The following is a 25301-nucleotide window of genomic DNA, read 5'->3' on the forward strand; positions in this document are numbered from 1 at the left end:
AATTTATTAATTGTCTAGTTTTATAATTTATTTTACCATATATTTTTGTTTATGTGCATACATAAGATGTTATATTATATATAATGATTTTGACTTTATATATAGTTTTAAGTAATTATATTTTTTATATTTATTTGCCGAAGTAAATTTTATTGAAAAAATACCGTAAATATTTATAGTAAATATATAATTTATAAATTTGACTTGATATTTAACTTAAATGATTATAGAATAAAAGCAATCAGATAGGGGTTTAATATGTCATTTGTTCATTTGCATGTACATACTCAGTATTCAATATTAGACGGAGCTTCACGCATAAAATCTCTCTATTCAAAAAAGGATAAGAAAAAAAGACTTATACCGGGTTTGATAGATAGGGCTCTTGAGCTTGGAATGCCAGCAATAGCCATTACCGATCATGGAAATATGTTCGGAGCTATGGAGTTTTTTTCTGAGGCTAAGGACAAGGGCATTATACCTATAATAGGCTGCGAACTTTATGTTGCCCCTAAGACCAGATTCGATAAAAAGGCTGAAAACTCAGAAGAAAAGAGCGCTATGCATATTATTATGCTTGCTAAGGATAAAGAAGGTTATGATAATTTATGCAAGCTTGTAACTTTCGGATATACAGAAGGTTTTTATTATCGTCCTAGGGTTGACCATGAATTAATAGAAAAATATAATAAAGGATTAATCTGCTTATCCGCATGTATGGGGGGAGAAATACCTATTGCCATAAGAAAAAAAGACTATAAGCATGCTTCAAAATTGGCTGAGTATTATAAATCTATTTTCAAAGATGATTTTTATATAGAACTTCAGGATCATAATATATCTGAAGAGAAATCATTAAACAGCGCATTATATAAATTAGCAAATCATTATAATATAGAAATGGTTGTAACAAATGATGTTCATTATGTATTAAAAGAGGATGCTAAAGCCCATGAGATACTTCTTGCCATACAGACAAAGTCTACTTTAGATTCTCCAAGAAGATATAAATTTCCAAGTAATGAGTTTCATTTAAAAAGCGAAGAGGAAATGATGAAGTCTTTTTCAAAACTTCCGAAAGCGTTTGAAAATACTGTTAGGATAGCAGAACAATGCAGAGATTTAAATATAATGAGTAAAACTTATTATATGCCTAATTATGAGCTTCCTGACGGCGAAACGGAGACTACTGCTCTTAGAAATATGTGTATAGAGGGTCTAAGCAAATACTATAATAATAATATCCCTAAAGATGCTATGGACAGGCTTGAAATGGAATTGGGCGTTATATCTAAAATGGGATTTGAAGGATATTTTTTAGTGGTTCAGGACTTTATTAATTATGCCAGAAATAATGATGTAGCAGTCGGACCAGGGAGAGGAAGCGCTGCAGGCTCCATAGTTGCATTTGCCACAGGAATTACCAAGGTTAATCCTCTTGATTATAATCTGCTTTTTGAAAGATTTTTAAATCCTGAGAGAAAAAGCATGCCAGATATAGATGTAGACTTCCAAGATGATAAAAGAGAAGTAATAATAGATTATGTAAAAGATAAATACGGCAAAGATAATGTTGCCCAAATTGCCACATTCGGAGCTTTGGGCGGAAGATCCGTTATAAGAGATGTATGCCGTGTTATGGGTATAGATTTGGCTACAGCCGACAGACTTGCTAAAGGAATACCTAATAATATAAGGGTAGTTGATATATATGATGACCCTGATTGCGCAGATTTTCGAAAGGAGATAGAAAGCAGCAGGGAATTAAAAAGCATGTACGAAATATCATCAAGACTTGACGGTTTGGTAAGGAATGTAGGTTTGCATGCTGCGGGAGTTATAATATCTTCTCATCCTATAATGGATTTAGCGCCTGTGTATCAGGATTCTAAGACAGGAACCAGAGCTTGTCAGTATGAGATGACCTATGTTGAAAGTGCGGGTCTTATAAAAATGGATTTTTTAGGTATTAAGAACTTAAGACTTATAAAAGATGCGGTTAAAGATATAAAAGAAAGATACAAAATAGAAATAGATATTGATAAGCTTCCTTTAGATGATGAAGCCGTTTACAGTATATTCAGAAAAGCCGATACGGGCGGTATTTTCCAATTTGAAAGTCCTGGTATGCGTCAGATGCTTATTAATATACAGCCTACGGTTTTTGATGATTTGGTTTCCAGTGTGGCATTATATCGTCCGGGACCTTTGAATTCTGGAATGGATAAAGATTATGCGGACAGAAAAAATAAAAGAAAAGAAATTGTATACAAACATCCTGATTTAGAGCCTATACTTAAAGAGAGTCAGGGAGTGCTTATATATCAGGAGCAGATTATGGCTATAAGCAGGTTTATAGGAGGATTTACTGCAGCAGAAGCCGATGATTTAAGAAAAGCTATGGGTAAAAAAATTGCAGATAAAATGAACTCTATGGAAGCGAAATTTATTAATGGCGGACTTGAAAGAGGATATGATAAAGAATTATTAACATATCTTTTTGATACTATGAAAGGATTTGCCGAATACGGTTTTAATAAATCTCATTCCGTTTGTTATGCTTTAATAGCTTATCAGGAGGCTTATATAAAAGCGCATTATCCTATGGAATATTATGTGGCTTTGCTTAATACGGTTATAGCTGATACTGATAAAATAGACTTATATCTTAATGAAATTAAACAAAAAAATATAGATGTAATCACGGCAAATGTTTTTGAAAGCAATGCATTATTTTCGCAGAAGGACGGAAAAATAATTTATGCTTTGCATGCTATTAAAGGAATAGGTTTGCATGCAGCTTTAGCTATTGAAGAGGAGAGAGAAAAAAACGGACAGTTTAGAAATTTGGAAGATTTTGTTAAAAGAGTTGATGTTCATTTGGTTAATAGAAAGGTTTATGAAACATTAATTAAGAGCGGGGCATTTTCGGAGTTCGGATATACTCAGAATGCTTTGATTTCTTCTCTTGATGCAATACTCTCCCATGCATCTAATTATCAAAAAGAAACTTTATCAGGTCAGACTATGCTTTTTGATTCTATGTCTGAAGATGATTCAGGAAGCGCATCTTTGGTTATAGAAAGGCATATTGAGTATTCTCCGAATATTTTAATGGAAAATGAGAAAGAAGTTTTAGGATTTTCTTTGAGGTATCATCCTTTTTCAAGATATATAAGTAAAATAGATTATAAATATTTCAATAATACTTTAGATATTGATAATTTAAAAGATAAAGATGAGTTCTTAATCCCATGTGTTGTTATATCAGTAATAGAATCTTCTACAAAGAAAAATGCTCCTATGCTTGCATTAAAAGTTATGGATTTATTTACCGAATATACATTTTTTATTACGGCTAAAAATCAAATTCTTAAGTATAGAGATATGCTTGAAGAACAGGCAGGTATATTGATAAAGGGACGAAAAGAAAAAAACAGATTCTCTGAAAAAATATATAATAACATTTCGGATATAAAATTATTAGATGATTATCTGAAAGATAATAATATGAAGCTTAAGGAAATAAACAGAGATAGTATTAAAAGAGATTCTAAATTAAGAGATGATAGTCTGCATGCTCAGTTTAAGAATAACAGAGAAAATATTATTAAACGCTCGGATAATATTGTTTCCAATGCTGCATTTAATAACAGCATATCATCTAAATATACCGGCAGCGGAAAAAAACAGCTCGCTTTGTATGTTAATAAAAATATATTTGATGATATGGATTTATTATGCCTTCAAAATGCCATATCCTCAAATCCGGGAGATTATACCATATTCTTAAAATTAAAATCAGAAAGCGGTACTGAAGTATTCAAAATAGGCGAGAATTACAAAGTTGATCCGAATCAGAGATTTTTAAATGAAGCTAAAAGCGCATTAAGGTCCCTGATAGAAATAGAATATGCTTAAATAATAAGTAATTTAATTTTTATTTAAAAAGCCTGCCTTAAGTTAAGGGCAGGCTTTTTACAAATATTATTTTTCAAAAATTAAATTATCTCCCGATTTTACAGCTTTAATAGTGTCTCCTTCCAAATATTTTCCTCTGAGTATTTCCTTAGACAAAGGATTTTCTATATAGTTTTGTATGGCTCTTTTTAAGGGTCTTGCTCCGAATTGAGGATCATAACCGATATCGGCAATATAATTTACAGCTTCATCGCTTATATATAATGTTATTCTCCTGTCTTTAAGTCTGTCAGCTACTCTTGATATCTGATTTTTTACTATCTCGGCAATATATTTTTTTTCAAGTCTTGTAAATGTTATTATCTCATCTATTCTATTTAAAAACTCGGGTCTGAACGACATTTTTAATAGTTCATTAATTTTTTCTTTTATATCCTTTATATCATTAGCTTCAAGAATCAAGTCCGAACCTAAATTGCTTGTCATTATTATAATAGTGTTTTTAAAGTCCACTATTCTTCCTTGTCCGTCTGTAAGTCTTCCGTCATCCAATACCTGAAGAAGCACATTAAATACATCATGATGAGCTTTTTCTATCTCATCAAATAGTATAACAGAATAAGGTCTTCTTCTTACAGCCTCCGTTAATTGTCCGCCTTCATCATAACCTACATATCCGGGAGGAGCTCCTATAAGCCTTGTAACTGAGAATTTTTCCATGTACTCGCTCATATCTATTCTTGTTAATGCTTTTTCATCGCTGAATAAGAAATCGGCAAGAGTTTTTGCAAGTTCGGTTTTTCCAACCCCAGTAGGTCCTATAAATAGAAAGCTTCCAAGAGGTTTATTTTCATCGGAAAGTCCTGCTCTGTTTCTTCTGATAGCATCGGCAACGGAAGTTATAGCTTCTTCTTGTCCTACAACTCTTTTATGAAGCACTTCTTCAAGCTGCAGGTATTTTTCTTTTTCACCCGCAAGCATTTTGCTTACAGGTATGCCTGTCCATACCGATATGACTTTTGCTATATCATCTTCCGAAATCTCTTCTCTTAAGAGCCTTTTTTTATCAGAGTTTTTTGCCTCATTCGCTGCTTTAGAAGCCTCTTCAAGTTTTTTCTGAAGTTCAGGAATTTTACCGTATTTTATTTCAGCGGCTTTTGCCAAATTTCCTTCTCTTGTATACTGAGTTTCTTTTATATTTAAAGCTTCAAGCTCTTCTTTTAATTTCCTTGTTTCTTCAATTCTTCCTTTCTCATTATCCCATTGAAGCTTCATAGCATTGCGTTTTTCGGAAAGTTCTGATAATTCTTTTTCAAGTTTCTCAAGTCTTTCTTTAGAAGCAGCGTCATTTTCTTTTGAAAGCGCCTGTTTTTCTATATTGAGCTGTAAAATTTTTCTCTCTATTTTATCAAGTTCTGCAGGCTGACTGTCTATTTCTATTTTTAATTGGCTTGCAGCTTCATCTACTAAGTCAATAGCCTTATCAGGCAGAAATCTATTAGTTATATATCTGTTTGATAAAACGGCTGCTGAAACCAGCGCTTCATCTTTTATTCTTATACCATGATGAACTTCGTATTTATCTTTTAATCCTCTTAATATAGATATGGTATCTTCAACACTTGGTTCTTTGCAGTATACCTGCTGGAATCTTCTCTCAAGCGCTTTATCTCTTTCTATATATTTTCTGTATTCGTCTAAAGTAGTTGCGCCTATTGCTCTTAATTCTCCTCTTGCCAATGCTGGTTTAAGCAAATTAGAAGCATCCATAGCTCCTTCCGTAGCGCCTGCTCCTACTAAAGTATGAAGTTCATCTATAAACAATATTATACTGCCTTCCGATTTTTCCACCTCATTAATAACAGCTTTCAGTCTCTCCTCAAACTCTCCTCTGAATTTTGCTCCCGCTACTAATGCACCTAAATCCAATGCTAACACTCTTTTATCTTTAAGTCCTTCAGGTACATCTTGAGAAACTATTCTTCTTGCAAGTCCTTCAACAATGGCTGTTTTACCTACTCCTGGCTCTCCTATAAGCACAGGATTATTTTTTGTCCTTCTTGATAATACCTGCATAACTCTTCTTATTTCTTCATCTCTTCCTATAACTGGATCTATCTTTTCATCTTTTGCCAATTTAGTTAAATCACGGCAGTATTTATCAAGAGCCTGCATTTTTGCTTCAGGATCCTGACTATTAATTTTCTGTCCTTTTCTTAATTCTTTTAATGCACTCAAAACTTCTTTTTTACTTATTCCGATTTTTCTTAGCATATCTCCCGTTTTGTTATCAGCTTCGGAAAGCGCTAAGAATATATGCTCGGTGGATATATACTGATCTTTTAAAGCATTTGCTTCTTTTTCAGCCTTAGATAAAACTTTTCCCGCATTAGATGATAAATGCAGCTGAACATTTTCGCCTGTTACCTTTACATTTTCATCAACTATTCTTTGTGTTTTATCTATTAATGTGTTTATAGGAACACCTATTCTTTCAACAAGAGGCTGTATAAGCCCATCTTCCTGTTTTAATAGCGCAAGTAATAAATGTTCGCTTTTTATTTCATTATGATCTTCGCCGTTTGCTATATTAGCAGCTTCATTTACAGCATCTTGGGCTTTTATTGTGTATTTATTATAATCCATATTTCAAATCCGCTCCTTATATAAATTAATTATTTAAGTTTTAATTAAATAATTTGCTTAAGCATTTAAATGCCTTATTTATATATATGCAAAAAATATACCAATTATATATAGATTAATGTATAATTAGGCTCTTATCATAGTATATATAATAATTTTTTTATGTATATATTAATACTATTGTATAATTTTTATATATAGAATATACTTTGATGTATAAAAATTATACTATATATTGAAAGCAGCTGTTTTATATATAGAAAATATTTGTAATAAAAATTAAATTAATGTTTTAATAATATATAAAAAAATACTGTTTATGATATAATCTTTTACTGATTATTATTTGAAATATCTGCTTAGGAGTTTATTATGGAATTTGTGTCGGAGATAATTGCAAAAGTTAATAGTTTTTTATGGGATTATCTATTGATAATTTTATTATGCGGAAGCGGAATATATTTTACCATAAGATTCAAATTTGTGCAGATTTTAAATTTTAAAGACGGATGGAATAGAATATTCGGAAGTATTTCTTTAATGGGAAAAGCAGCTGATAAGGAAGGAATGAGTTCTTTTCAATCTCTTGCTACGGCAATAGCCGCTCAGGTTGGAACTGGAAACTTAGCGGGCGCCGCTACGGCTTTAATTTCAGGAGGTCCTGGAGCAATATTTTGGATGTGGGTATCTGCTTTTTTTGGTATGGCTACAATATTTGCAGAAGCATCTTTGGGAAGCAGATATAAAACTACAGCTAAAGACGGTCATGTTATAGGATGTCCTGCATATTATATACAGGCTGCTTATAAAGGTTTTTTGGGTAAATTTTTATCGGTTTTGTTTGCAGTATTTATTATATTAGCTTTAGGATTTATGGGAAATATGGTGCAGTCTAATTCCATAAGCGGAGCTTTTGTTAATGCTTTTCCGCAGATTAAGCCTATATATGCAGGTATAATATGCGCATTGATAGCAGCATTTATATTTATAGGAGGACTTAGAAGAATAGCTTCATTTGCAGAAAAAATAGTGCCTGTAATGGCTTTATTTTATATAATAGGTTCTTTAATAATAATCATAATGAATATTAAAAATCTTCCTAGTTCTATAGCTTTGATATTTACATCGGCTTTTAATCCTCAGGCTGTTATAGGAGGAGGATTGGGTATAGGAGTACAGCAGGCTATGCGTTTTGGAGTTGCAAGAGGCTTATTTTCTAATGAGGCGGGTATGGGATCTACTCCTCATGCTCATGCTTTAGCTAAAGTTGATCATCCATGCGAACAGGGTGTTGTTGCTATGATAGGAGTATTCTTTGATACATTTATAGTTGTAACTTTAACCGCTTTAGTTATACTTGCTTCAGATATACTTCAGACGCAGATATATACTCTATCTTCCGTATCAGATATACCTGAGATTCTAAAAGGAGTAGGTTTGCCTCAGGAGGCTTTCAGATTGGGATTCGGACATTTAGGCGTTGTATTTGTTGCCGTATGTTTATTTTTCTTTGCTTTTACCACTATAATAAGCTGGTATTTTTTCGGAGAGCAGAACATTAAATATTTATTCGGAATAAAAGCTAAAAAAGTTTATTCCGTATTAGTAGTGGGATTCGTGCTTTTAGGTTCGGCATTAAAAGTTGATTTGGTATGGGCATTGGCGGATACTTTTAACGGACTTATGGTTATACCGAATATTTTAGGGCTTCTCGCTTTAAGCGGCATTGTGTCGGCTTTGTTTAAGGAATATAATAATATAAATAAAAGATAATATTATTTATTATTTCGGCTTGAATATCAGAGATATTGAATTAACGCAGTGTCTGACATTTTTTTCCGTCAGATGTTCTCCTTCAAATATATGTCCCAAATGTCCGCCGCATTTGCTGCATGTTATTTCTATTCTATATCCGTCTTCATCTAATGATCTTCTAACCGCACCTTTTATTTCATCGTCAAAGCTTGGCCATCCGCAATTAGATTTAAATTTATCTTTTGAACGGTATAATTCGGCTCCGCATTGTTTGCAGCAGTATACGCCTTCTTCAAAAAAATCATTGTATTTGCCTGTAAACGGATATTCTGTTCCTTTAAATATAATTATATTTTTTTCTTCTTCCGTAAGTTCTCTTTTTTCCATTTTTTAAATCCTCTTATATATTTAAATATATATATTATTATAATATTATTTATATTTTTTACAAATTAAAGTTTTTATTATTTTTAATAAAAAAGGATATAGTTATGAATAAATGGCATTTAAGAAAAGTTAATAATAAATATGAGCTTTATCATATATATGATGATTTAGACGAAGAAATTCCTATTTCCGTACTTTTAGATATTTTGAAAAATGAGTACCCAGATATAATTATTAAAAATGTGAAATCCGATATTATGAACGGAATATACTCTGAAGATATAATAATTAATAATATAGTTTTCACTATATACGAAGAATTATCAAGCATAACATTCAGTTCATATAGTGCAGATAAAGAGAAGGCTAATAATATTATATATTATATAGGAAGCATACTAAAAGCAGATATTCAATAATTTACTGATTATTATCTATTTTTAAGTTTTCCACAGCTTTATGAAGCTTCTTTTTTAATTTTTTATTTTCTATATAATTGTCAGCTTCATCTCTGTACATTATATTAGTATTTTCTAAGTTTTCTATTTGAGTTTTTCCCATTTTAAATATCTGTTTAAGCATTTCTGAAGCATCTTTATATCCTTCCTCTATGCGGATTTTAGCTCCTTTTAATGAAAAATCCATAGCGCCGCTGAAAAAATTTCCTATATTGCTGCTCGGTACTATTTCATAAACTTTGCAGTTGTCAAATTTTCTTACTGTATTTTCTTTGTATAAATTTACTGCAATTATTTCATCGCAGTTTTCTTCCTGAATAAGCGGCTTAATAGGTAAATTATCTCCTTTAAGAAATTCTACTCCTCCGTCTATATAATAAGTATCATAGATTCTCTGTCTACCGAATATTATTGGTATCGCGCTTGTTGCCATCATTATTTTTTTTATCTCTTTTTCGCTTCTGTTATTTAATTTAAAATATTCAGCGCCTATATTTTTTAAATTTACAGCCGTAGCATATATTGGATATTGATAATTAATTATAATGTCAATATTCAGATATTTTTCTATTATTTCTATAAGCCCCTCTCTGCTGAAAATACCTTTTGAAGATATAAACTCATTGTTTTTATCAATTTTCTTTTTAGAGAGTATTTTATTTTCTATTTCATTAGTCCAAATATATTCTGCGATATCATAATTATTTTGAGCTATTAGGCATGCATTAAGTACGCCTACCGATGTGCCTGATATGGATTTAATCATTGCATCAATTTCATATTCTATTAACGCTTTCCAAACGCCTATCTGATAGCTTCCAAGTCCTCCTCCTCCTCCTAAAACTAAACCTAATTTTTTCATATAGTCTCCGAAATTTTAATATTAAATTTTATTTAAATATACTCCCCAAAAATCATTTATAAACTCTAAATAGTCTTTTTTATTTTTATCAGTAATTTTTTCTATCTTTTTATTAGTTTTTTCTTTATGCTCTTTAATTTTATTATACTGAAGCTTTAATTTTTCTTTATATTTGTATATTTCTTTATTTGAAGAACAGGCATCAAAGTATTTATTTAAATATTTAAATGTGTTTTCATAATCTTTTTTTATTAAATATATTTTGGCAGTTTCTTTATAGCATAAAGGAACTTCAAAATTCATATTTTCTTTAATTAAAATTTTGTATATGCTCTCTATTTTTATATTATGTGCTTCTTTATTTTTTCTATCCCTTTTTAATATGATATCGCATTCATTTACAGCACTCTTATATTTTTTTTCTTCAAAATATTTATAAGCCGATTTTATTGTTTTTTCAGTATCCGTTATGCTGCAGATTTTAGGAAGATTAATATTTGCAGATATCATTTTTAATTCATTCATAATTAATATAATTATATCATAATTTGTGATTTCCGAATTATAATCAAAATTTGCCTTATTTAATCCGTATTCTTCTAATAAATTAATTTTTATATTTTTTGTATTTTCATTATCTCCTGTAATTTTTATTATTGAGTTTATTATATATTTTTCTTCTTTGTCTAATTTTTCTATTTTTTTTACTCCGCTCAGTATTGGTATGATACTCTCTGAGAGTTTTATATCGTTTTTAATATCTGCAAAAATCTTTTTTATAAAATTGGGCTTATCAATTAATTTAGAATATATATCTATTACTTTTATTTTGTTGTTAATATTTATATTGAAGTCTAATAATATAGATCTTATCATATAAATATTTTCTTTTGAGATATTATCCGCTATATTATTAGGATATGAAATTTTTGCAAATAAATCGCTGCTTAGACATAATACTTTTTCTATATTGTCCATTTCATTATAACTTATATTGTCAAACTCCAATATATTTGAAGAAGCTTTAAACTCTAACAGCTGTATTTTTTTTTCTAATGTATCTATTCTGTACGATTCATTATTTATTTTATTTAATATTATATTAAATGATTCTCTTATATTTCCGCATATTGTTATTAATTCTTTTTCAATATTTTTTTCTATATTATTTAATTTATTGTTTATGTATATTAATCCCTCATAAGTTATTTTATTCTGCTTTGCCAAATATTCAATCATTTTTATAGAAGCATTTTTTACTACAGCATAATTATAGTCTATCTCTCCTCTTATTTTTCTGTTTTGTCCTGTTACAGAGTTTAATATATTTTCTAAAAAACCTTGTTTGCTTAAATATTCGGTTCTTGATTTAGCGGCGCTTAAAAATGATACGGCTTCTATTGCAAGTTCTGTAAGTTTGGCGGAGTTTTCTTTATATTCTTCTACATTATTAAGTATATATTCCTGTATTATAGTTTTATCTTTTTCATCTATTTCATTTTCATAAAGTACGGTAAAATTCATAGCTGCTCCGATTATATAAAATAACACTATTATTATACAGTTTATTTAAGTTTAGTACAAATTGAAAAGCATGCAAACTTACTTGCTTATAATTATTTAAGCTTACAATTTTTATCAGCAGCAATAAAAAATTATTATTAAAAACTTTTTTATTTCAGAAAAATATATTATAATTTTGCATGTAAAATATATTTTCTAAATAATGAGGCTTGGTTTTTATGAATAAGATAGAAGTAAATATTAAGAATAATTTAACAATTAATTATGATATTCTTATACAAAAAGGATTAATAGAAGAAGCAGGAAATATAATAAAAAATATTTTAAAAGGCAATAAAGCTTTAATAGTCACTGATGATATAGTAAATGCTCTTTATAGCAAATATATAAAAAATAGTTTGGAAAAAGAAGGTATAATTACTTCTGTATGCGTACTTAAAAACGGAGAATCTAATAAAAATATTGAAAGTGTTTATAATATATATTCATCGCTTGCAGAAAATGAATTAAGCCGAAACGATATAATAATAGCACTAGGCGGGGGAGTTATAGGCGATATGGCTGGATATGCTGCTGCAACTTGGATGCGTTCAATAGATTTTGTGCAGATTCCTACAACTCTTCTTGCCTGCATAGATTCTTCAGTAGGCGGAAAAACAGGGATTAATATAAAAGAGGGCAAGAATTTGGTGGGGGCATTTCATAGTCCGAAGCTTGTTATAATTGACAGCAAGGTATTTATATCTTTGCCAAAAAGAGAGTTTAATGCAGGTATGGCTGAAGCGGTAAAGCATTCTTTATTATTTGATGAGAAACTTTTACAACATATAGAAAATCATTATTTTAATAATGAAGATTTAAATATAGATTTTGTTCTTAAAAGAAACTGCGAAATTAAATCGCATATAGTGGAAATTGATTATAAAGAGCAAAAAGAAAGAATGTTTTTAAACTTCGGTCATACTATAGGACATAGCATAGAAAATGCCTTAGGGTACGGAGTCTTGCTTCATGGAGAAGCTGTTGCAATTGGAATGATTTTTGCTTTAGAATTCGGCATAAAAAAAGGAATAACAAAAGATAATAATATATTGGAAAGAGTAAAAAATATATTAATAAAGATAGGTCTTCCCGTATCCATACCAGATAATATAAACTTAAAAGATGCAATTAAATTGGATAAAAAGAGAAATAAAAATAAAATAAATTTTGTATTTTTAGAGAGTATAGGAAATCCTAAGACAGAGAAAATTGATATTGAGGATATTCTTAAGTAATAATTTATTAAGCAGTTATTTATTATTAAAGTATTTGATTTTTTTATGTATATATATTATAATATTTAAAGTTTTTATGACTTTATATATTCCCGTTTTATACTTTTTATTGCATTTAATCTTTAAATCTATTAAAGAATTTTAAACTATTAAGGAGTTTTTACATGTCAGAAAAAGAAATACTTAATTTTGAAGCCGAAACCAAGCAGATATTAAATTTGATGGTGCATTCCATATACACCCATAAAGAAATATTTTTAAGAGAATTAATATCAAATGCAAGCGATGCTTTAGATAAAGCCAGATTTGAATCCATAACTAAAAGTGATAAATATGCAGATATGGATAATTTAAGAATAAAAATAGAAATAGATGAGCAAAATAGAGTTTTGAAAATAATTGATAACGGCATAGGTATGACAAAAGAAGATGTTATAAATAATATAGGATCTATTGCAAGAAGCGGAACTAAAGCATTTTTAGAAAAAATACAAAAAGATAAAGAAGCGTCTAAGGAAAGCGGAATAGATTTAATAGGGCAATTCGGAGTCGGTTTTTATTCTGCTTTCATGGTAGCCGATAATATTATAATAGAAACTAAAAATGTGGATTCTGATAAAGGTGTTCGCTGGGAAAGCTTAGGAGACGGTTCTTACTCTATAGAAGATATTGATAAACAAGACAGAGGAACTTCCATTATATTAAAATTAAAAGGAAAAGATGAAAAAATAGAGGAAGACGGTTTTACAGATGAGGATTACTGCAATAGATATACTTTAGAGAGCTTAATACATAAATATTCCAACTATGTTCATTATCCTATAGTTATGGATATGCCTATACCTAAAAAAGATGAAAAAGAAGTTCAGCAGTATGAAGAGAAAACTATAAACTCAATGATAAGTATATGGCAGAAGTCAAAAAGCGATGTTAAGACAGATGAGTATAATGAATTCTATAAAGAACATTTTCATGATTATTCAGAGCCGTTTGAGATTATACATACAAAAGCCGAAGGTACTATAGAATATACGGCGCTTCTATTTATACCTTCGAAAGCCCCTTTTAATTTTCTTCACCCTGATTTTGAAAGAGGATTAGAGCTATATTCAAAAAATGTATTTATAATGAGTAAGTGCAAAGACTTGCTCCCTGAATATTTAAAATTTGTAAGAGGATTGGTTGATTCTCCTGATTTTTCGCTTAATATTTCAAGGGAAATTTTACAGCACAGCACTCAGTTAAAAAGAATATCGTCAAATATTGAAAAGAAAATTCTTGATGTTTTAGAAAATATACTTAAAAATGACAGAAAAAAATATGAGAAATTCTTCAAAGAGTTCGGAGAATCAATAAAAATAGGGATATATTCAGATTTCGGAAAAAAAGATAAGCTTTCCAATATATTATTATTTGAATCGTCTGAGACAGCAGACGGAGAATATACAACATTGGCTGAATATAAATCAAGAATGAAAGAAGGTCAGGAGTTTATATATTATGCCGCAGCCAAAGATAAATCAGCTATAGAAAAACTTCCTCATATGGAAGGTATGAAAGATAAAGGCTATGAAGTGCTTTATTTTACCGACAGAGTAGATGAGTTTATGGTCGGCATGATGAGAGAGTATGACGGTACTAAGCTTCATTCCATACTTCAGGCTGATAGTAAAGATGCCGATAACAAAGATGAAAATAAAGACAATACCAATAAGGAAGTTCTTAATGCCATAAAAGATGTATTGGGAGAAAATAAAGTTGCCGAAGTAAGAGAGACCGACAGACTTAAAGAGAGTGTGGTATGCTTATCTAATAAGGAGGATTCTATAAGCTTTAATATGGCGAAAGTTCTTGCCGAAACAGGAAATAATATGTTCGGTATGAAGCCTGAAAGAGTACTTGAAATTAATACATCTCATGATGTTTTCAAGGCTATGGAAAAAGAATATCAGACCAATAAAGTTTCAGATATTTTCAAAGAATACAGTGAACTTTTATATGATGAAGCCTGCATACTTGAAGGGCTTCCTCTTGAAGATCCTAAATTATTTGCAGGAAGAATGAGTAAGTTAATGCTTAAATTATAATATATATGATTTTAATTAGAAATTAATTTTAAATAAAAAGGCGCTGCATAAATAAATGCCGCCTTTTTGTTTTTTAATTATATAAAAAATTATTTTTTTCATAATGAATATTTATTATATTTTCAGTCATCAAATTTCTGACCTAAAAGCTGACCGTTGCTTGCATCTATATAAAGCTCCATCATGTTATTGAGCTTTACCTCATAAAAATTCCACTTTTTTTTAATTTTTGTTATTACAGTATTAGGATAAGTTTTAATTACCGTATTTGCAACAGCCTGAGGCAGTATATTGGATGGTAATGCCGTATAATTTCCTTCTATTTCTTTTAAATCTCCGTTTCTGAAAAACTCTATTTCTACACCGTTATCCAGTACAACCTCATATTTTTTTCTATCCATTTCGGCATATATAATAGAAATATTAGAAAAGTATGTATTTATAAACTGCAGTATATTGTTCGGAAGCTGATTTGGTAAAATATACATATCATCAGCATATATTGCTGTAACTATTAATAAAAATAAAATTATTATTTTTTTTATCATATATATCCTTGAAATATAATTATATATATTTCTCATATTTATTAGTTTTTGTAAAAAAAATTATTTTACGAAAAACTAAAATAATTATCTGCAAATATTTTATGTAATTTCTGCTTAATTTATGAATAAAAATATTCATAAATTAAGCAGAAATATTTTAATATTACACCATAAATATAATAAAAAATTATATAAATATCAATAAAATAATTAAAAAAAATAAAATAATCTGGAAATTAATTAAAAATAATATAAAATGCAGACAGTATAATTAATTGGTATAAATTATGATAATAGATTTAAAAAAATACATTCTTACTGATTTACATCAAGTAAAATCTAATATTAAATATATAAAAGATATGAAATTTGATATTATTATTATAAATGAGAATGGTATATTGAGTTTTATACCCTGTGAAAAAATAGAGGATACCCTGTTCCCATTGGAGGGTTCTCAGTATATTAAAAATTCTTATATTTATATAGATAAATCATTAACTTCAATAATAGGAAAACAGTTCAGCATAGATTTAAATAAATCGTCTGCCGATATACATGATATTAATATTTTTTATTCATTATATAAAAATTGTAAATTTGAATATGATACAGAGTATTATGATAATCATTTTAATGAATTAATATCCGTAAGACATATAGAGAGAATAGATTATCTTAAAAACACATTTAATAAATTGAAGTCTTATATAACTTGTAATAAAATAGATTTTGAATTGGCTAGACTTATAGGAGGTATTTTAACAGATATAGGAATTATAGAAAGACTTAATCTTATATATCATTTAAATTATATAAAGCAGAATAATATATCCGATTTGAAAAATTATCAGAATGTTAAGAAAGACGATTTAATATTTGCAGACATTATAGGCACTATAGTCAGTATATTAGATAAGGAATATGACGGTTTTAATATATTTAGAGATGTTTCATCATTCAGCGATAATAATGTAATATGCCACAGCAACAGAGTTTTTATTATGATGATAGAGTTTCTGCTTTTTTACAATGAAGAGATATCGAGAGGCATAGCTTCTAAATTAAGAGCGGATTATAAAAAGAAGTATTATCCTTATTATTACAAAATAGGAAAGAAATATAATTTAGAACATAAGGTAAATAGAATAGAAGATATATCAAAAGTAGGTTTTAGAAAAATAGAGCAAAACGAGATAAAATATTATGCAAGAGCCGCTTTTTGGCATGATATAGCTCTTGTGGATATACTGCCTAATATTCCTATTGTCAATAATAATGAAGGAGATTATCATTCGGTATTGGGTTTTAACCTGCTCAAATACTGTATGTCTCAAAATGAGTATACATATACTACTGTAGGTCTTCATCATGAGTATTACGGAAACGGTTACGGTATATTTACAAATATGTATAATAAGCAGTTTGCAAATAGGCAGTCTAATAATATAGAAAATATATTAACCTATGATACCAATGATATTAACAGCTTATCGGCTTTATCGTATTTCCCAGCTAAGGTTCTTGAGATAGTGGATTCTTATGACAGTTTATACACTAATATTTCTAAAACTGATGCGGATAATATTGAAAGCGAGGTAATAGGTTATATGTATGAGCATTTTTTACAATATGATATAAAAATAGATCCTATAATTTTCACAATATTTATAAGATACTTAGAAAAAGTCAGAAATGCCTCAATATATAGTGCTCCTTTCGCATTAAATTTTATTTATACTTGACAATTTACAAAAATCTTATATCCTATAGTAGTATTTTTTATTTTTGGAATTATTTATTGAAAAAGGATATTAATCAAGAGTATAAAGGACCTGTAAGCGTATATTTAAAGCAGATAGGCGAAATAAGAAGACTCACAAAAGAAGAAGAATTAGATTTATGGCAGCGTCTTGAAGTCTGCCGTGATGAAAGAGCATTAATTTTAAATAATGATGATAAAGAATCTTTACAAAAATTAGAAAGCTTGGATAAAGAAATTGATTCCATACAGCATAAATTAGTTAAATCTAATTTAAGACTTGTAATAAGCATAGCAAAAAGATATTATAACAGCAGAGTGCCCTTTATTGATATAATAAACGAAGGAAATATCGGTCTTATAGAAGCTGTAAAAAGATTTGAATATAAAAAAGGCTTTAAATTTTCTACTTATGGTGTTTGGTGGATAAAACAAAGTATAGTTAAGGAGATATCAAGCAAAAGGCATATTATACGATTTCCTATGCATATAGCAAGATTAATAAAGAAAAGCATACAGACATCAAAATCTCTTACTCAGCAATTAGCAAGAGATCCCACTATAGATGAAATAGCTAAAGAAATGAAAATTGACAGAAAAACTTTGTCATATATAATGATGTTTACTCAGGATACCGCCAGTGTGGATTCTTTTTTTAGGAATTCGGATAATAATGATATGACTTCCATTATAGAAGATAAAAATTTTCCGTCCCCGCATCAAAAAGCTTTTATGGATAGTTTAAGAGATACTTTAACTGAAGCATTAAAATGTTTAGATGAGAAAGAGAGAACTGTTATAATTTCCAGATACGGTTTATACGGAAAAGAGGCAAAAACGCTTGAAAATACGGGTAAGGAATTAAATATTACAAGAGAAAGAGTTAGACAGATACAAATAAAGGCTATTAAAAAACTTGCATGTCTTAATTTATCTAAAGAATTGAAAAGTTTTTTATGGGATTAATATAATTTTTATGATTATAATATTTTTTTATTAAACAATTTATATTTTTACCGAAAAAATAACATATAATTAAAATTACGGATGTGAATTTATGTCTAATGAAATGAAAGCAAAATTAAAGCCTATAATTATAATAGTAATATTACTTGTGATTTTAACAGCGGGATTTTTTATTACTAAAAGTATATTGAGCAGCAGTAATATACCTGTTTTAGATTTTGGATATTCAGAAACCAACGATATGCCTGAAGATACCATAACAACAGATGATATATTCGGAGATGATATAACCCCAGAGGAAAAAGATTTTCTAGCCACAAATAACACTATACTTTCGGATAAAAATACGAATACTCAGCCTGCAGATAATAAAGATGATTATATAAATCTTTCTAATAATGGTTTATATGAGTCTTATAATAATAATGATATACCAGATATACCTCCTGTACCTAAACCTAACGGAGGCAGAAGCTCCGCTTATACATACAATACTGAAAATACTGTTTTGGTAACAAGTTCTAATACGCTTAGACCTGATAATAATATTTCAGCCTCTGCATCTTCTGTTAATACCAATGTAAGAATAAGTTCTTTTATTATAAATTATAATGACAGATTTGTTGCAACGAGAACCAATCCAGTTTTAATAACTTTAGCTGTAAAATCTCCCGCAGAGGGCAGATATGCAAGAATAAGAGTATATGCCAGAAAAGTAGATAATAATTATAATATATTAAGCAGAGATTTAGTATTCTATCTTCCGAAAATATATGTATTGGACGGGCAGGCTCAGACGCAATTCTATTTTGCAGGAAGAATGTCCGCAGGAAACCGTTATCTTCCTAAAGGCAGATATATATTATATGCAGAGACTGAAATTACTGATGAAAACGGCGTATCGGTCGGAAAAACGGGAAGATACCCTGTGCCTCAATGGAATTATGTTGTAACATTGCAATAATAAAATAAAAGCCCTAATATATATTAGGGCTTTTATTTTAAATTTTTTAATAAATATTATTTGTTTTCTAATCTCATATACAAAATAGGAAAATGATTGTCTTGTTCATCATAATAATTATTAATGGCATATTCTGTCAATTTTCTGCCTATTCCTTTGCCTGTATAATTAGTATCTAAAAACAATATTTCTAATTTATTATTTTCTATTCCCATCATACCTATAGCAGTATTATTATCTTCTGCAATTATCAAATGTTTTATTTGTATTAAAGCAGGTTTTATATATTTTGATATGCTTATAATATCATTTTCGTTTAAAAATAAATGAGTTTCTCTAACATATTTTTCCCATAATATATATAGTTTATCAATTAATTCGGGTTCTCTATTATTTAATTCATATATATTCATAATACCGCTAAAAATATATTATTTAAAGTTTTTTTCTATTAACTTTTCATAAGTACCGTTTGTCATTATTTGAGACAGTCCGTCATTAATTTTTTCTAAAAGCAAAGTATCCTCTTTTCTTATGGCTATGGCATAATCTTCTTTTATAGCATCGCTTTCTATCAATTTTATATCATCATTATATTTTGCAAAATTTTTACATGGCTCTTTATCAAATACAACAGCGGCTATCTTTTTTGATTTTAAAGCAAGTACAGCGGCGGCTCCCGTATCAAATTTTTCAACATTTAATCCCTCTTTTTCACTCATCACCGTATCGCCAGTAGTACCTATAACAACTCCGATATTTTTTCCGATTAAATCGTTAAATGTGATTATAGAATTATCATCTTTATGAACCAGCATAACTTGGCTTGATATATAATAAGGTTTTGAGAAATTAACAAATTGTTTTCTCTCTTCAGTTACAGTCATTCCAGCTATTATAACATCTATCTTTTTTGCTTGCAATGCAGGTAAAAGTCCTTTAAATTGCATATGCGTAAACTTGGCATTTAAACCTGATAATTCAGCAATTTCATTCATAATATCATAATCAAAACCGGCTATATTGCCGTTATCCAAATATCCGAAAGGAGGAAAATCTGCATCTATTCCCACATATATAGTATCTTTAATATTCTGTTCAGATGTATTTGATGTTTTTTCATTTGAACATGATAATGCTGCTGATAAAGCAATAATCATAAATATTAATATTTTTTTCATTTTTAACCTTCTTTAATATTTTATTGAATACTATTTATAGTATTGATGTATAGAATATTACTTTAATATATTATAAAAGTCAAGAAATTAAAATATATATTTTTAATGCTGTCATATAAAAAATATAGCTATCATAATATTGATATAATGATTATTTAATATATAATAGAAAAATGAAAGTTAACATATTTACAGAAAATTTGAATACTAAAATATACGGACAAAACACTGTATTATTTAAATCTTTGGAAAGTACAAATAAAAAGATGATTGAAGATTTAAATAGCAGTATGAAATTAGAGGAGGGAAGCGTATATATAGCATTAAATCAGACTGCAGGTAAGGGAAGTTATGGCAATCAATGGCATTCCGATAATGATTTAGGCTTATGGTTCAGCGTTTTATTATATTATCCGTATAGAAAAGATGCATTAAGTTTTTTGCCTGGTATTGCTTTGAGTAAATGTTTAAGAGATAAATACGGTATAGAAGCTCATGTAAAATGGCCTAATGATGTTTTGGTTGGCAATAAGAAAATATCTGGAACTCTTATTCAAGCTACATCTGTTAACGGCAGAAATGCATGCATAATAGGAACAGGAATTAATTTATATCATAAAAGTGAAGATTTTTCTTCGGATATAAGACATAAAGCTACATCTTTATATATGGAATCTAATATAAAAACTGAATTATCATACTTTTATAAGATATTTATTTCATATTTTGAAGAAGTTTATACAGGAAAAAAGAGTTTGCCTGAATATTTTATTGAATACAGCAATATGATAGGAAAAACCGTAAAAGCAAAAAAAGATAATGAATATATTGATGCTTTAGTTAAAGGCATAACGGAAGAAGGATATTTAAAAGTTATAGTTTATGGAAAAGAGGAGACTTGGATATCAAGAGCTTCTTTAGATATATATACAAATTATTAAAAATTAATTAAACGGATAAAAAATATGAGAAAACCTATACCATACAAAAAACAGGGAGAAAAAAAACATATTAATAAAAAAAAATTAGCTTTGCTTATAGTATTTGAAATTATTATTATATTATTATCCATAGTAACTACAGCCTTAATATCATTGTTATTTAGTATTAATCCTTATATAAGTGCGGCAATAAGCGCTGCTATACTTATTGTATTCAGCATATTTATAGCTAAGGAATTATTATTTAGCATTAATAAATAATATAACCTGTCATTATAAATGGGGTTTATTATGACAGGTTTTTCAAGAAAACATATGATAAAAAATAAAAACAATCTAATGCAAATAGTATACTATATATAGTTTTTTATCAATATAGAATTTCAAAATATTTTGTTTAAAAGCCATAAATATTGCTGATTTTTATTTAAAAATCAAAAAAATATAATAATTTTTAGAAATATACACCTATCTAAATTATGATATGCATTTTTACTTACTTTAAAAAGTTAAATAATATTTAAATGCAGTATTTTATCTGTACTATGCAGTTACGGTATTATTAAAAATCTCGTTGTGGAAAGTATAATACTAAGACATATACAAATAAGCGCTGTTATAATAAAAGGCTTATAAAGTTCCTCATATTTAATTAGGTTATCGTCAAGTATAGGCTTTTTTTCTATTCTGTCTATGGTATTGTAGACATTGTCTAATGCAGATGTAGTTTTAGCATTAAAATATTTTCCTCCTGTAGATGCGGCTATATCTATTAAAGCCTCTTCATTTAAGGTAAAGTCAGCCCTTACTCTTCTTTTGCCGTAATTAGGATCATTGTATGTGACCCAAGCATTACTTCCGTTGGCATCTCCTATTCCTATAGTATATATTTTTATATTAAAGTTAGAAGCTATTTCCGACGCTAATTTAGGATCTATTTCTCCTGAATTGTTTTCTCCGTCTGTAAGAAGTATAATTATTTTTTCATTATTATCTTTAATATTTCTAAGCATATCAACTGCAGTTGCAATACCTAATCCTATTGAAGTAGAGCCTTCTTCATCTATTTTTATTTTTTTTATTTCTTCCTCTAATGAAATATAATCAAAAGTGGCGGGAGATAAAACGGAAGTTTTCAAAGCAAATGCAACTAAACTTATTTTATCAAAATTTCTTTTCTTTATGAAATCTATCATAGTTTTTTTTGAAGCTTCCAGTCTGGTGGGCATCATATCTTCAGCCATCATAGAGGGTGAAACATCAACTACAAGAGAAATATAAATGCCTTCGCCGTTTATATCCGATAAATGAGAAACTTTTGCAGGACGCGCCAAACCTATAATAGAAAAGAATAAAGCTGAAACTATAAGGGCAAACGGCACATCTTTTATATAATATCTGGATTTTAATACTTTAGACATACTTACTCTTGGATGCTTTACCGAGTATGAATGATTTTTTCTGGTTTGAATATATAAAAATATTATAATCGGTAAACTTAATAGTAAGAATAAAAATTTAGAAGATACGAAAGTCATTTGCCTATTTTCCTGATTTATTATAAAGTAATATTCGGTAGATTATTATACTAAAATACGGATAAAAGTAAAGAATGAAATATAAAAAATACTTTGCAATTTAATATCTATTTAGTATAATACTAACTGCTTGTTAAAAATAAATTAAGGACATTATAATGCTTGATGAAGAGCTGTATGAATTAAGAAAAGAAATTGATATAATAGATAAACAGATAGTGAGTTTAATAGATAAAAGAATGAAAATAAGCTTAAAAGTAGGAGAGACAAAAAAAAAGTATAATGCTCCCATATTTGATCCTGAAAGAGAAAAAAATATAATAGCAGGTAAAATACAATTACTTGAAAATAAGGAATTATCAGGGTTAATTACAACAATATATAATAATATTATGTATTCATCGAAACAGTTTCAGAAGCATTTAATTGACGGCTGCAGCAGAATTAACCATAATAATAAAGAAGGAATTAAATATAATGTCATGGCGGCTTATCAAGGCAGAGAAGGAGGAAACGGATATGAGGCGGCTTTAAAATTCTTCGGAAAAAATACTGAGCTTATAAAAAAAGTTAATTTTGAAGATGTTCTTGAAAGTGTAAGAAGCGGCGAGAGTTATTACGGAGTTCTGCCTTTGGAAAACTCTTCCACAGGTATGGTCAATGAGGTTTTGGATATACTTGCTGATTATAACTGCAAGATAGCAGGAGAGATATATCTGCCTATAGAATATGCTCTTATGTCTAAAAAAGGAAGAGATATAAAAGATATTAAAAAAGTTATATCGCATCATCAGGCTTTAAAGCAATGCTCCGATTTTATAAAAGAAAATAATTTTGAAGAGATAACAGCTTCAAATACAGCCGAAGCCGCTTTTATAGTTTCAAACTGCGAAGATAAAACTATTGCCTCCGTTTCAAATAAAAATGCATGTAATATTTATGATTTGGAAATACTCAGAGAAAATATAGAAAATATAAAAGGAAATACAACCCGTTTTATCATAGCGGTAAATTATGATAATGCTTTAAAAAAAGGAAGCAAAATGACTATAAGATTTTTACTTCCTCATGAAAATGGAAGCTTGGCAGATTCTTTAACTAAATTAAATGTTTTCAATTTAACTTCTATAGTGAGCCGTCCGCATAGTATGATAAAATGGAGATATTATTTTTATATAGATATGACAGGAGATTTTGATAAGTATAAAGAAGAATTTGAAGATTTTAAGAAAAGCGTAGAAGATTTAATAATATTGGGGCGCTATGATGAATAATAATAAAACTATATTTTTGATAGGATTGCCGGGCTCAGGAAAAAGCGTTTTATCCAAACTTCTAGCCGAAAAATTGAATTATGCTTTATATGATACGGATTTATTTATAGAAAAAAAAGAAAATAAAACTGTAACAGATATTTTTGCATATAACGGAGAGGATTATTTCAGAAATATTGAAAGTGAAATATTAGAAGAGCTTAGCAGTTTGAATAATGCCGTTATATCCACAGGGGGCGGCATAGTTCTTTATAAAAAAAATAGAGAAATTATGAAAAAAAATGGGCTGACTATTTTTATAGACAGAGATCCTAATATAATACTTATGAATATAAATACAAAAGAGAGACCGCTTCTTTCAAAGGATAAAAATAAATTATTGGAGCTTTCAAAACAAAGAGATTCTTTATACAGAGAAGCCTCGCATATAGTATTTGAGTATAATATTTGGGAAGATAATATTGAAGATACTTTTAAAAAATTTTATGACTTTATTAAAGAATATAAAATTTAACCAAATTTATAATTATGAAAAATAATAAAAAACTAATCCCGAAACTCAGATTCCCTGAATTCCAAACAGCAGGCGAATGGGAAGAAAAAAAATTGGAAGAACTTTGCAGTATAAAAAAAGGAGAACAAAAAAATAAATTAGATTTAATTGAAAATGGTAAATATCCTGTATTAAACGGCGGTGTAACTTTTTCTGGTTATTGTAATTCATATAATAGAGAAGCAAATACAATAGCTATAAGTGAAGGTGGTTCTTGCGGATATGTTAATTTTATAAAAACTAAATTTTGGTCTAGTGGGCATTGCTATACATTACATGATGCAAGTATAGATACTTTATTTTTATATCAATGTTTAAAACATAATGAAAATAGAATAATGAAATTAGGAATAGGAACAGGAATAAAAAATATACCATTATCATATATAAAAGAATTTTCAATACAAACATCAAAGTCTATTAAAGAACAGCAGAAAATTTCAGAAGTATTGAGCACCGCCGATGAGCTTATAGACTTAGAAAAGCGCAAACTTGAAGCATTAAAGAAATATAAAAAAGGCTTAATGCAGAAACTGTTTCCTAAAATTGAGCCCGAGCCATTGACTTAATTCATTTAATTCAATGCATAAAGTCGAAGGCAGGCATAGCAATAATAAAAAAAGATACAAAATAATAAAATATAATCCCATCAGCAGA

At 28.6% G+C, this 25301-nt stretch carries 21 protein-coding genes; 13 read left to right on the forward strand and 8 right to left on the reverse strand.

The window, feature by feature from the left end:
- The first annotated feature begins 258 nt into the window (after window positions 1-258).
- Window positions 259-3921, forward strand: coding sequence for a DNA polymerase III subunit alpha (gene dnaE, locus QZ306_RS01220; RefSeq protein WP_295159943.1), 3663 nt, complete (start codon window positions 259-261; stop codon window positions 3919-3921).
- A gap of 66 nt (window positions 3922-3987) precedes the next feature.
- On the opposite strand, the gene clpB is transcribed toward dnaE, so the two are convergent.
- Window positions 3988-6567 (reverse strand): ATP-dependent chaperone ClpB, encoded by a 2580-nt coding sequence (gene clpB / locus QZ306_RS01225; protein WP_295159946.1) that lies wholly within the window; start codon window positions 6565-6567, stop codon window positions 3988-3990.
- 372 nt (window positions 6568-6939) lie between these two features.
- On the opposite strand from clpB, the gene QZ306_RS01230 reads away from it, so the two are divergent.
- A complete protein-coding gene (locus QZ306_RS01230) occupies window positions 6940-8340 on the forward strand; it encodes a sodium:alanine symporter family protein (protein WP_295159948.1) in 1401 nt (466 codons plus the stop codon).
- Window positions 8341-8349: 9 nt separating this feature from the next.
- On the opposite strand, the gene QZ306_RS01235 is transcribed toward QZ306_RS01230, so the two are convergent.
- Complete coding sequence (locus QZ306_RS01235) at window positions 8350-8709, reverse strand: methionine-R-sulfoxide reductase (protein WP_295159951.1); 360 nt, start codon at window positions 8707-8709, stop codon at window positions 8350-8352.
- Between the two features lie 104 nt (window positions 8710-8813).
- Here QZ306_RS01235 and QZ306_RS01240 point away from each other — a divergent pair, with 104 nt between their 5' ends.
- Window positions 8814-9128 carry a hypothetical protein gene (locus tag QZ306_RS01240; RefSeq protein WP_295159953.1) on the forward strand — a complete coding sequence of 105 codons (315 nt, stop codon included), beginning with the start codon at window positions 8814-8816 and terminating at the stop codon, window positions 9126-9128.
- Between the two features lies 1 nt (window position 9129).
- Here QZ306_RS01240 and QZ306_RS01245 read toward each other — a convergent pair whose 3' ends face one another.
- Both QZ306_RS01245 and QZ306_RS01250 read right to left on the reverse strand, forming a co-directional pair.
- Complete coding sequence (locus tag QZ306_RS01245) at window positions 9130-10029, reverse strand: patatin-like phospholipase family protein (protein WP_295159955.1); 900 nt, start codon at window positions 10027-10029, stop codon at window positions 9130-9132.
- A 21-nt stretch (window positions 10030-10050) separates the two neighbouring features.
- Window positions 10051-11553, reverse strand: coding sequence for a hypothetical protein (locus tag QZ306_RS01250; protein ID WP_295159958.1), 1503 nt, complete (start codon window positions 11551-11553; stop codon window positions 10051-10053).
- 218 nt (window positions 11554-11771) lie between these two features.
- Between QZ306_RS01250 and aroB the strand changes: the two genes are divergently transcribed.
- Window positions 11772-12830: a 3-dehydroquinate synthase gene (aroB, locus tag QZ306_RS01255; RefSeq protein ID WP_295159960.1), complete on the forward strand. Its 1059-nt coding sequence runs from the start codon at window positions 11772-11774 to the stop codon at window positions 12828-12830.
- Between the two features lie 164 nt (window positions 12831-12994).
- Complete coding sequence (gene htpG, locus QZ306_RS01260) at window positions 12995-14917, forward strand: molecular chaperone HtpG (protein WP_295159963.1); 1923 nt, start codon at window positions 12995-12997, stop codon at window positions 14915-14917.
- Between the two features lie 122 nt (window positions 14918-15039).
- Here htpG and QZ306_RS01265 read toward each other — a convergent pair whose 3' ends face one another.
- Window positions 15040-15465 carry a PepSY-like domain-containing protein gene (locus QZ306_RS01265; protein WP_295159966.1) on the reverse strand — a complete coding sequence of 142 codons (426 nt, stop codon included), beginning with the start codon at window positions 15463-15465 and terminating at the stop codon, window positions 15040-15042.
- A gap of 287 nt (window positions 15466-15752) precedes the next feature.
- Here QZ306_RS01265 and QZ306_RS01270 point away from each other — a divergent pair, with 287 nt between their 5' ends.
- The 3 genes from QZ306_RS01270 (at window position 15753) to QZ306_RS01280 (ending at window position 19157) form a co-directional block, all read left to right on the forward strand.
- Window positions 15753-17210 carry a hypothetical protein gene (locus tag QZ306_RS01270; RefSeq protein ID WP_295159969.1) on the forward strand — a complete coding sequence of 486 codons (1458 nt, stop codon included), beginning with the start codon at window positions 15753-15755 and terminating at the stop codon, window positions 17208-17210.
- 56 nt (window positions 17211-17266) lie between these two features.
- The gene (locus QZ306_RS01275) at window positions 17267-18193 is read left to right on the forward strand and encodes a sigma-70 family RNA polymerase sigma factor (RefSeq protein ID WP_295159972.1); all 927 of its coding nucleotides are present in this window, start codon (window positions 17267-17269) and stop codon (window positions 18191-18193) included.
- Between the two features lie 91 nt (window positions 18194-18284).
- Window positions 18285-19157 carry a hypothetical protein gene (locus tag QZ306_RS01280; protein WP_295159975.1) on the forward strand — a complete coding sequence of 291 codons (873 nt, stop codon included), beginning with the start codon at window positions 18285-18287 and terminating at the stop codon, window positions 19155-19157.
- Window positions 19158-19213: 56 nt separating this feature from the next.
- Here QZ306_RS01280 and QZ306_RS01285 read toward each other — a convergent pair whose 3' ends face one another.
- Together QZ306_RS01285 and QZ306_RS01290 are read right to left on the reverse strand one after the other, a co-directional pair.
- Window positions 19214-19570, reverse strand: coding sequence for a GNAT family N-acetyltransferase (locus QZ306_RS01285; protein ID WP_295159977.1), 357 nt, complete (start codon window positions 19568-19570; stop codon window positions 19214-19216).
- Window positions 19571-19588: 18 nt separating this feature from the next.
- Complete coding sequence (locus QZ306_RS01290; RefSeq protein ID WP_295159980.1) at window positions 19589-20338, reverse strand: basic amino acid ABC transporter substrate-binding protein; 750 nt, start codon at window positions 20336-20338, stop codon at window positions 19589-19591.
- Between the two features lie 173 nt (window positions 20339-20511).
- Here QZ306_RS01290 and QZ306_RS01295 point away from each other — a divergent pair, with 173 nt between their 5' ends.
- Both QZ306_RS01295 and QZ306_RS01300 read left to right on the forward strand, forming a co-directional pair.
- Window positions 20512-21279 (forward strand): biotin--[acetyl-CoA-carboxylase] ligase, encoded by a 768-nt coding sequence (locus QZ306_RS01295; protein WP_295159983.1) that lies wholly within the window; start codon window positions 20512-20514, stop codon window positions 21277-21279.
- A gap of 24 nt (window positions 21280-21303) precedes the next feature.
- Window positions 21304-21540, forward strand: a complete 237-nt coding sequence (locus tag QZ306_RS01300) for a hypothetical protein (RefSeq protein WP_295159986.1) — start codon at window positions 21304-21306, stop codon at window positions 21538-21540.
- A 290-nt stretch (window positions 21541-21830) separates the two neighbouring features.
- On the opposite strand, the gene QZ306_RS01305 is transcribed toward QZ306_RS01300, so the two are convergent.
- On the reverse strand, window positions 21831-22817 hold the full coding sequence (locus tag QZ306_RS01305; RefSeq protein WP_363322640.1) for a VWA domain-containing protein: 987 nt from the start codon (window positions 22815-22817) through the stop codon (window positions 21831-21833).
- Between the two features lie 158 nt (window positions 22818-22975).
- Between QZ306_RS01305 and QZ306_RS01310 the strand changes: the two genes are divergently transcribed.
- The 3 genes from QZ306_RS01310 to QZ306_RS01320 are packed head-to-tail and all read left to right on the forward strand — an operon-like array spanning window position 22976 to window position 25213.
- Window positions 22976-24091, forward strand: a complete 1116-nt coding sequence (locus QZ306_RS01310; RefSeq protein ID WP_295159991.1) for a chorismate mutase — start codon at window positions 22976-22978, stop codon at window positions 24089-24091.
- The gene (locus QZ306_RS01315) at window positions 24084-24605 is read left to right on the forward strand and encodes a shikimate kinase (protein ID WP_295159993.1); all 522 of its coding nucleotides are present in this window, start codon (window positions 24084-24086) and stop codon (window positions 24603-24605) included. The genes QZ306_RS01310 and QZ306_RS01315 overlap by 8 nt, the downstream gene beginning before the upstream one ends.
- 14 nt (window positions 24606-24619) lie before the next feature.
- Window positions 24620-25213: a restriction endonuclease subunit S gene (locus tag QZ306_RS01320; protein WP_295159995.1), complete on the forward strand. Its 594-nt coding sequence runs from the start codon at window positions 24620-24622 to the stop codon at window positions 25211-25213.
- The last annotated feature ends 88 nt before the right edge of the window (window positions 25214-25301 follow it).

It is taken from the genome of uncultured Brachyspira sp. (genome assembly GCF_910588665.1).
In the GTDB taxonomy this organism is placed as follows: Bacteria; Spirochaetota; Brachyspiria; order Brachyspirales; family Brachyspiraceae; genus Brachyspira.

Bases quoted from the DNA above. Each gene is read 5' to 3' on its own strand.
- dnaE (WP_295159943.1), top strand. From the start codon at position 259: ATGTCATTTGTTCATTTGCATGTACATACTCAGTATTCAATATTAGAC.
- clpB (WP_295159946.1), bottom strand. From the start codon at position 6,567: ATGGATTATAATAAATACACAATAAAAGCCCAAGATGCTGTAAATGAA.
- QZ306_RS01230 (WP_295159948.1), top strand. From the start codon at position 6,940: ATGGAATTTGTGTCGGAGATAATTGCAAAAGTTAATAGTTTTTTATGG.
- QZ306_RS01235 (WP_295159951.1), bottom strand. From the start codon at position 8,709: ATGGAAAAAAGAGAACTTACGGAAGAAGAAAAAAATATAATTATATTT.
- QZ306_RS01240 (WP_295159953.1), top strand. From the start codon at position 8,814: ATGAATAAATGGCATTTAAGAAAAGTTAATAATAAATATGAGCTTTAT.
- QZ306_RS01245 (WP_295159955.1), bottom strand. From the start codon at position 10,029: ATGAAAAAATTAGGTTTAGTTTTAGGAGGAGGAGGAGGACTTGGAAGC.
- QZ306_RS01250 (WP_295159958.1), bottom strand. From the start codon at position 11,553: ATGAATTTTACCGTACTTTATGAAAATGAAATAGATGAAAAAGATAAA.
- aroB (WP_295159960.1), top strand. From the start codon at position 11,772: ATGAATAAGATAGAAGTAAATATTAAGAATAATTTAACAATTAATTAT.
- htpG (WP_295159963.1), top strand. From the start codon at position 12,995: ATGTCAGAAAAAGAAATACTTAATTTTGAAGCCGAAACCAAGCAGATA.
- QZ306_RS01265 (WP_295159966.1), bottom strand. From the start codon at position 15,465: ATGATAAAAAAAATAATAATTTTATTTTTATTAATAGTTACAGCAATA.
- QZ306_RS01270 (WP_295159969.1), top strand. From the start codon at position 15,753: ATGATAATAGATTTAAAAAAATACATTCTTACTGATTTACATCAAGTA.
- QZ306_RS01280 (WP_295159975.1), top strand. From the start codon at position 18,285: ATGTCTAATGAAATGAAAGCAAAATTAAAGCCTATAATTATAATAGTA.
- QZ306_RS01285 (WP_295159977.1), bottom strand. From the start codon at position 19,570: ATGAATATATATGAATTAAATAATAGAGAACCCGAATTAATTGATAAA.
- QZ306_RS01290 (WP_295159980.1), bottom strand. From the start codon at position 20,338: ATGAAAAAAATATTAATATTTATGATTATTGCTTTATCAGCAGCATTA.
- QZ306_RS01295 (WP_295159983.1), top strand. From the start codon at position 20,512: ATGAAAGTTAACATATTTACAGAAAATTTGAATACTAAAATATACGGA.
- QZ306_RS01300 (WP_295159986.1), top strand. From the start codon at position 21,304: ATGAGAAAACCTATACCATACAAAAAACAGGGAGAAAAAAAACATATT.
- QZ306_RS01305 (WP_363322640.1), bottom strand. From the start codon at position 22,817: ATGACTTTCGTATCTTCTAAATTTTTATTCTTACTATTAAGTTTACCG.
- QZ306_RS01310 (WP_295159991.1), top strand. From the start codon at position 22,976: ATGCTTGATGAAGAGCTGTATGAATTAAGAAAAGAAATTGATATAATA.
- QZ306_RS01315 (WP_295159993.1), top strand. From the start codon at position 24,084: ATGAATAATAATAAAACTATATTTTTGATAGGATTGCCGGGCTCAGGA.
- QZ306_RS01320 (WP_295159995.1), top strand. From the start codon at position 24,620: ATGAAAAATAATAAAAAACTAATCCCGAAACTCAGATTCCCTGAATTC.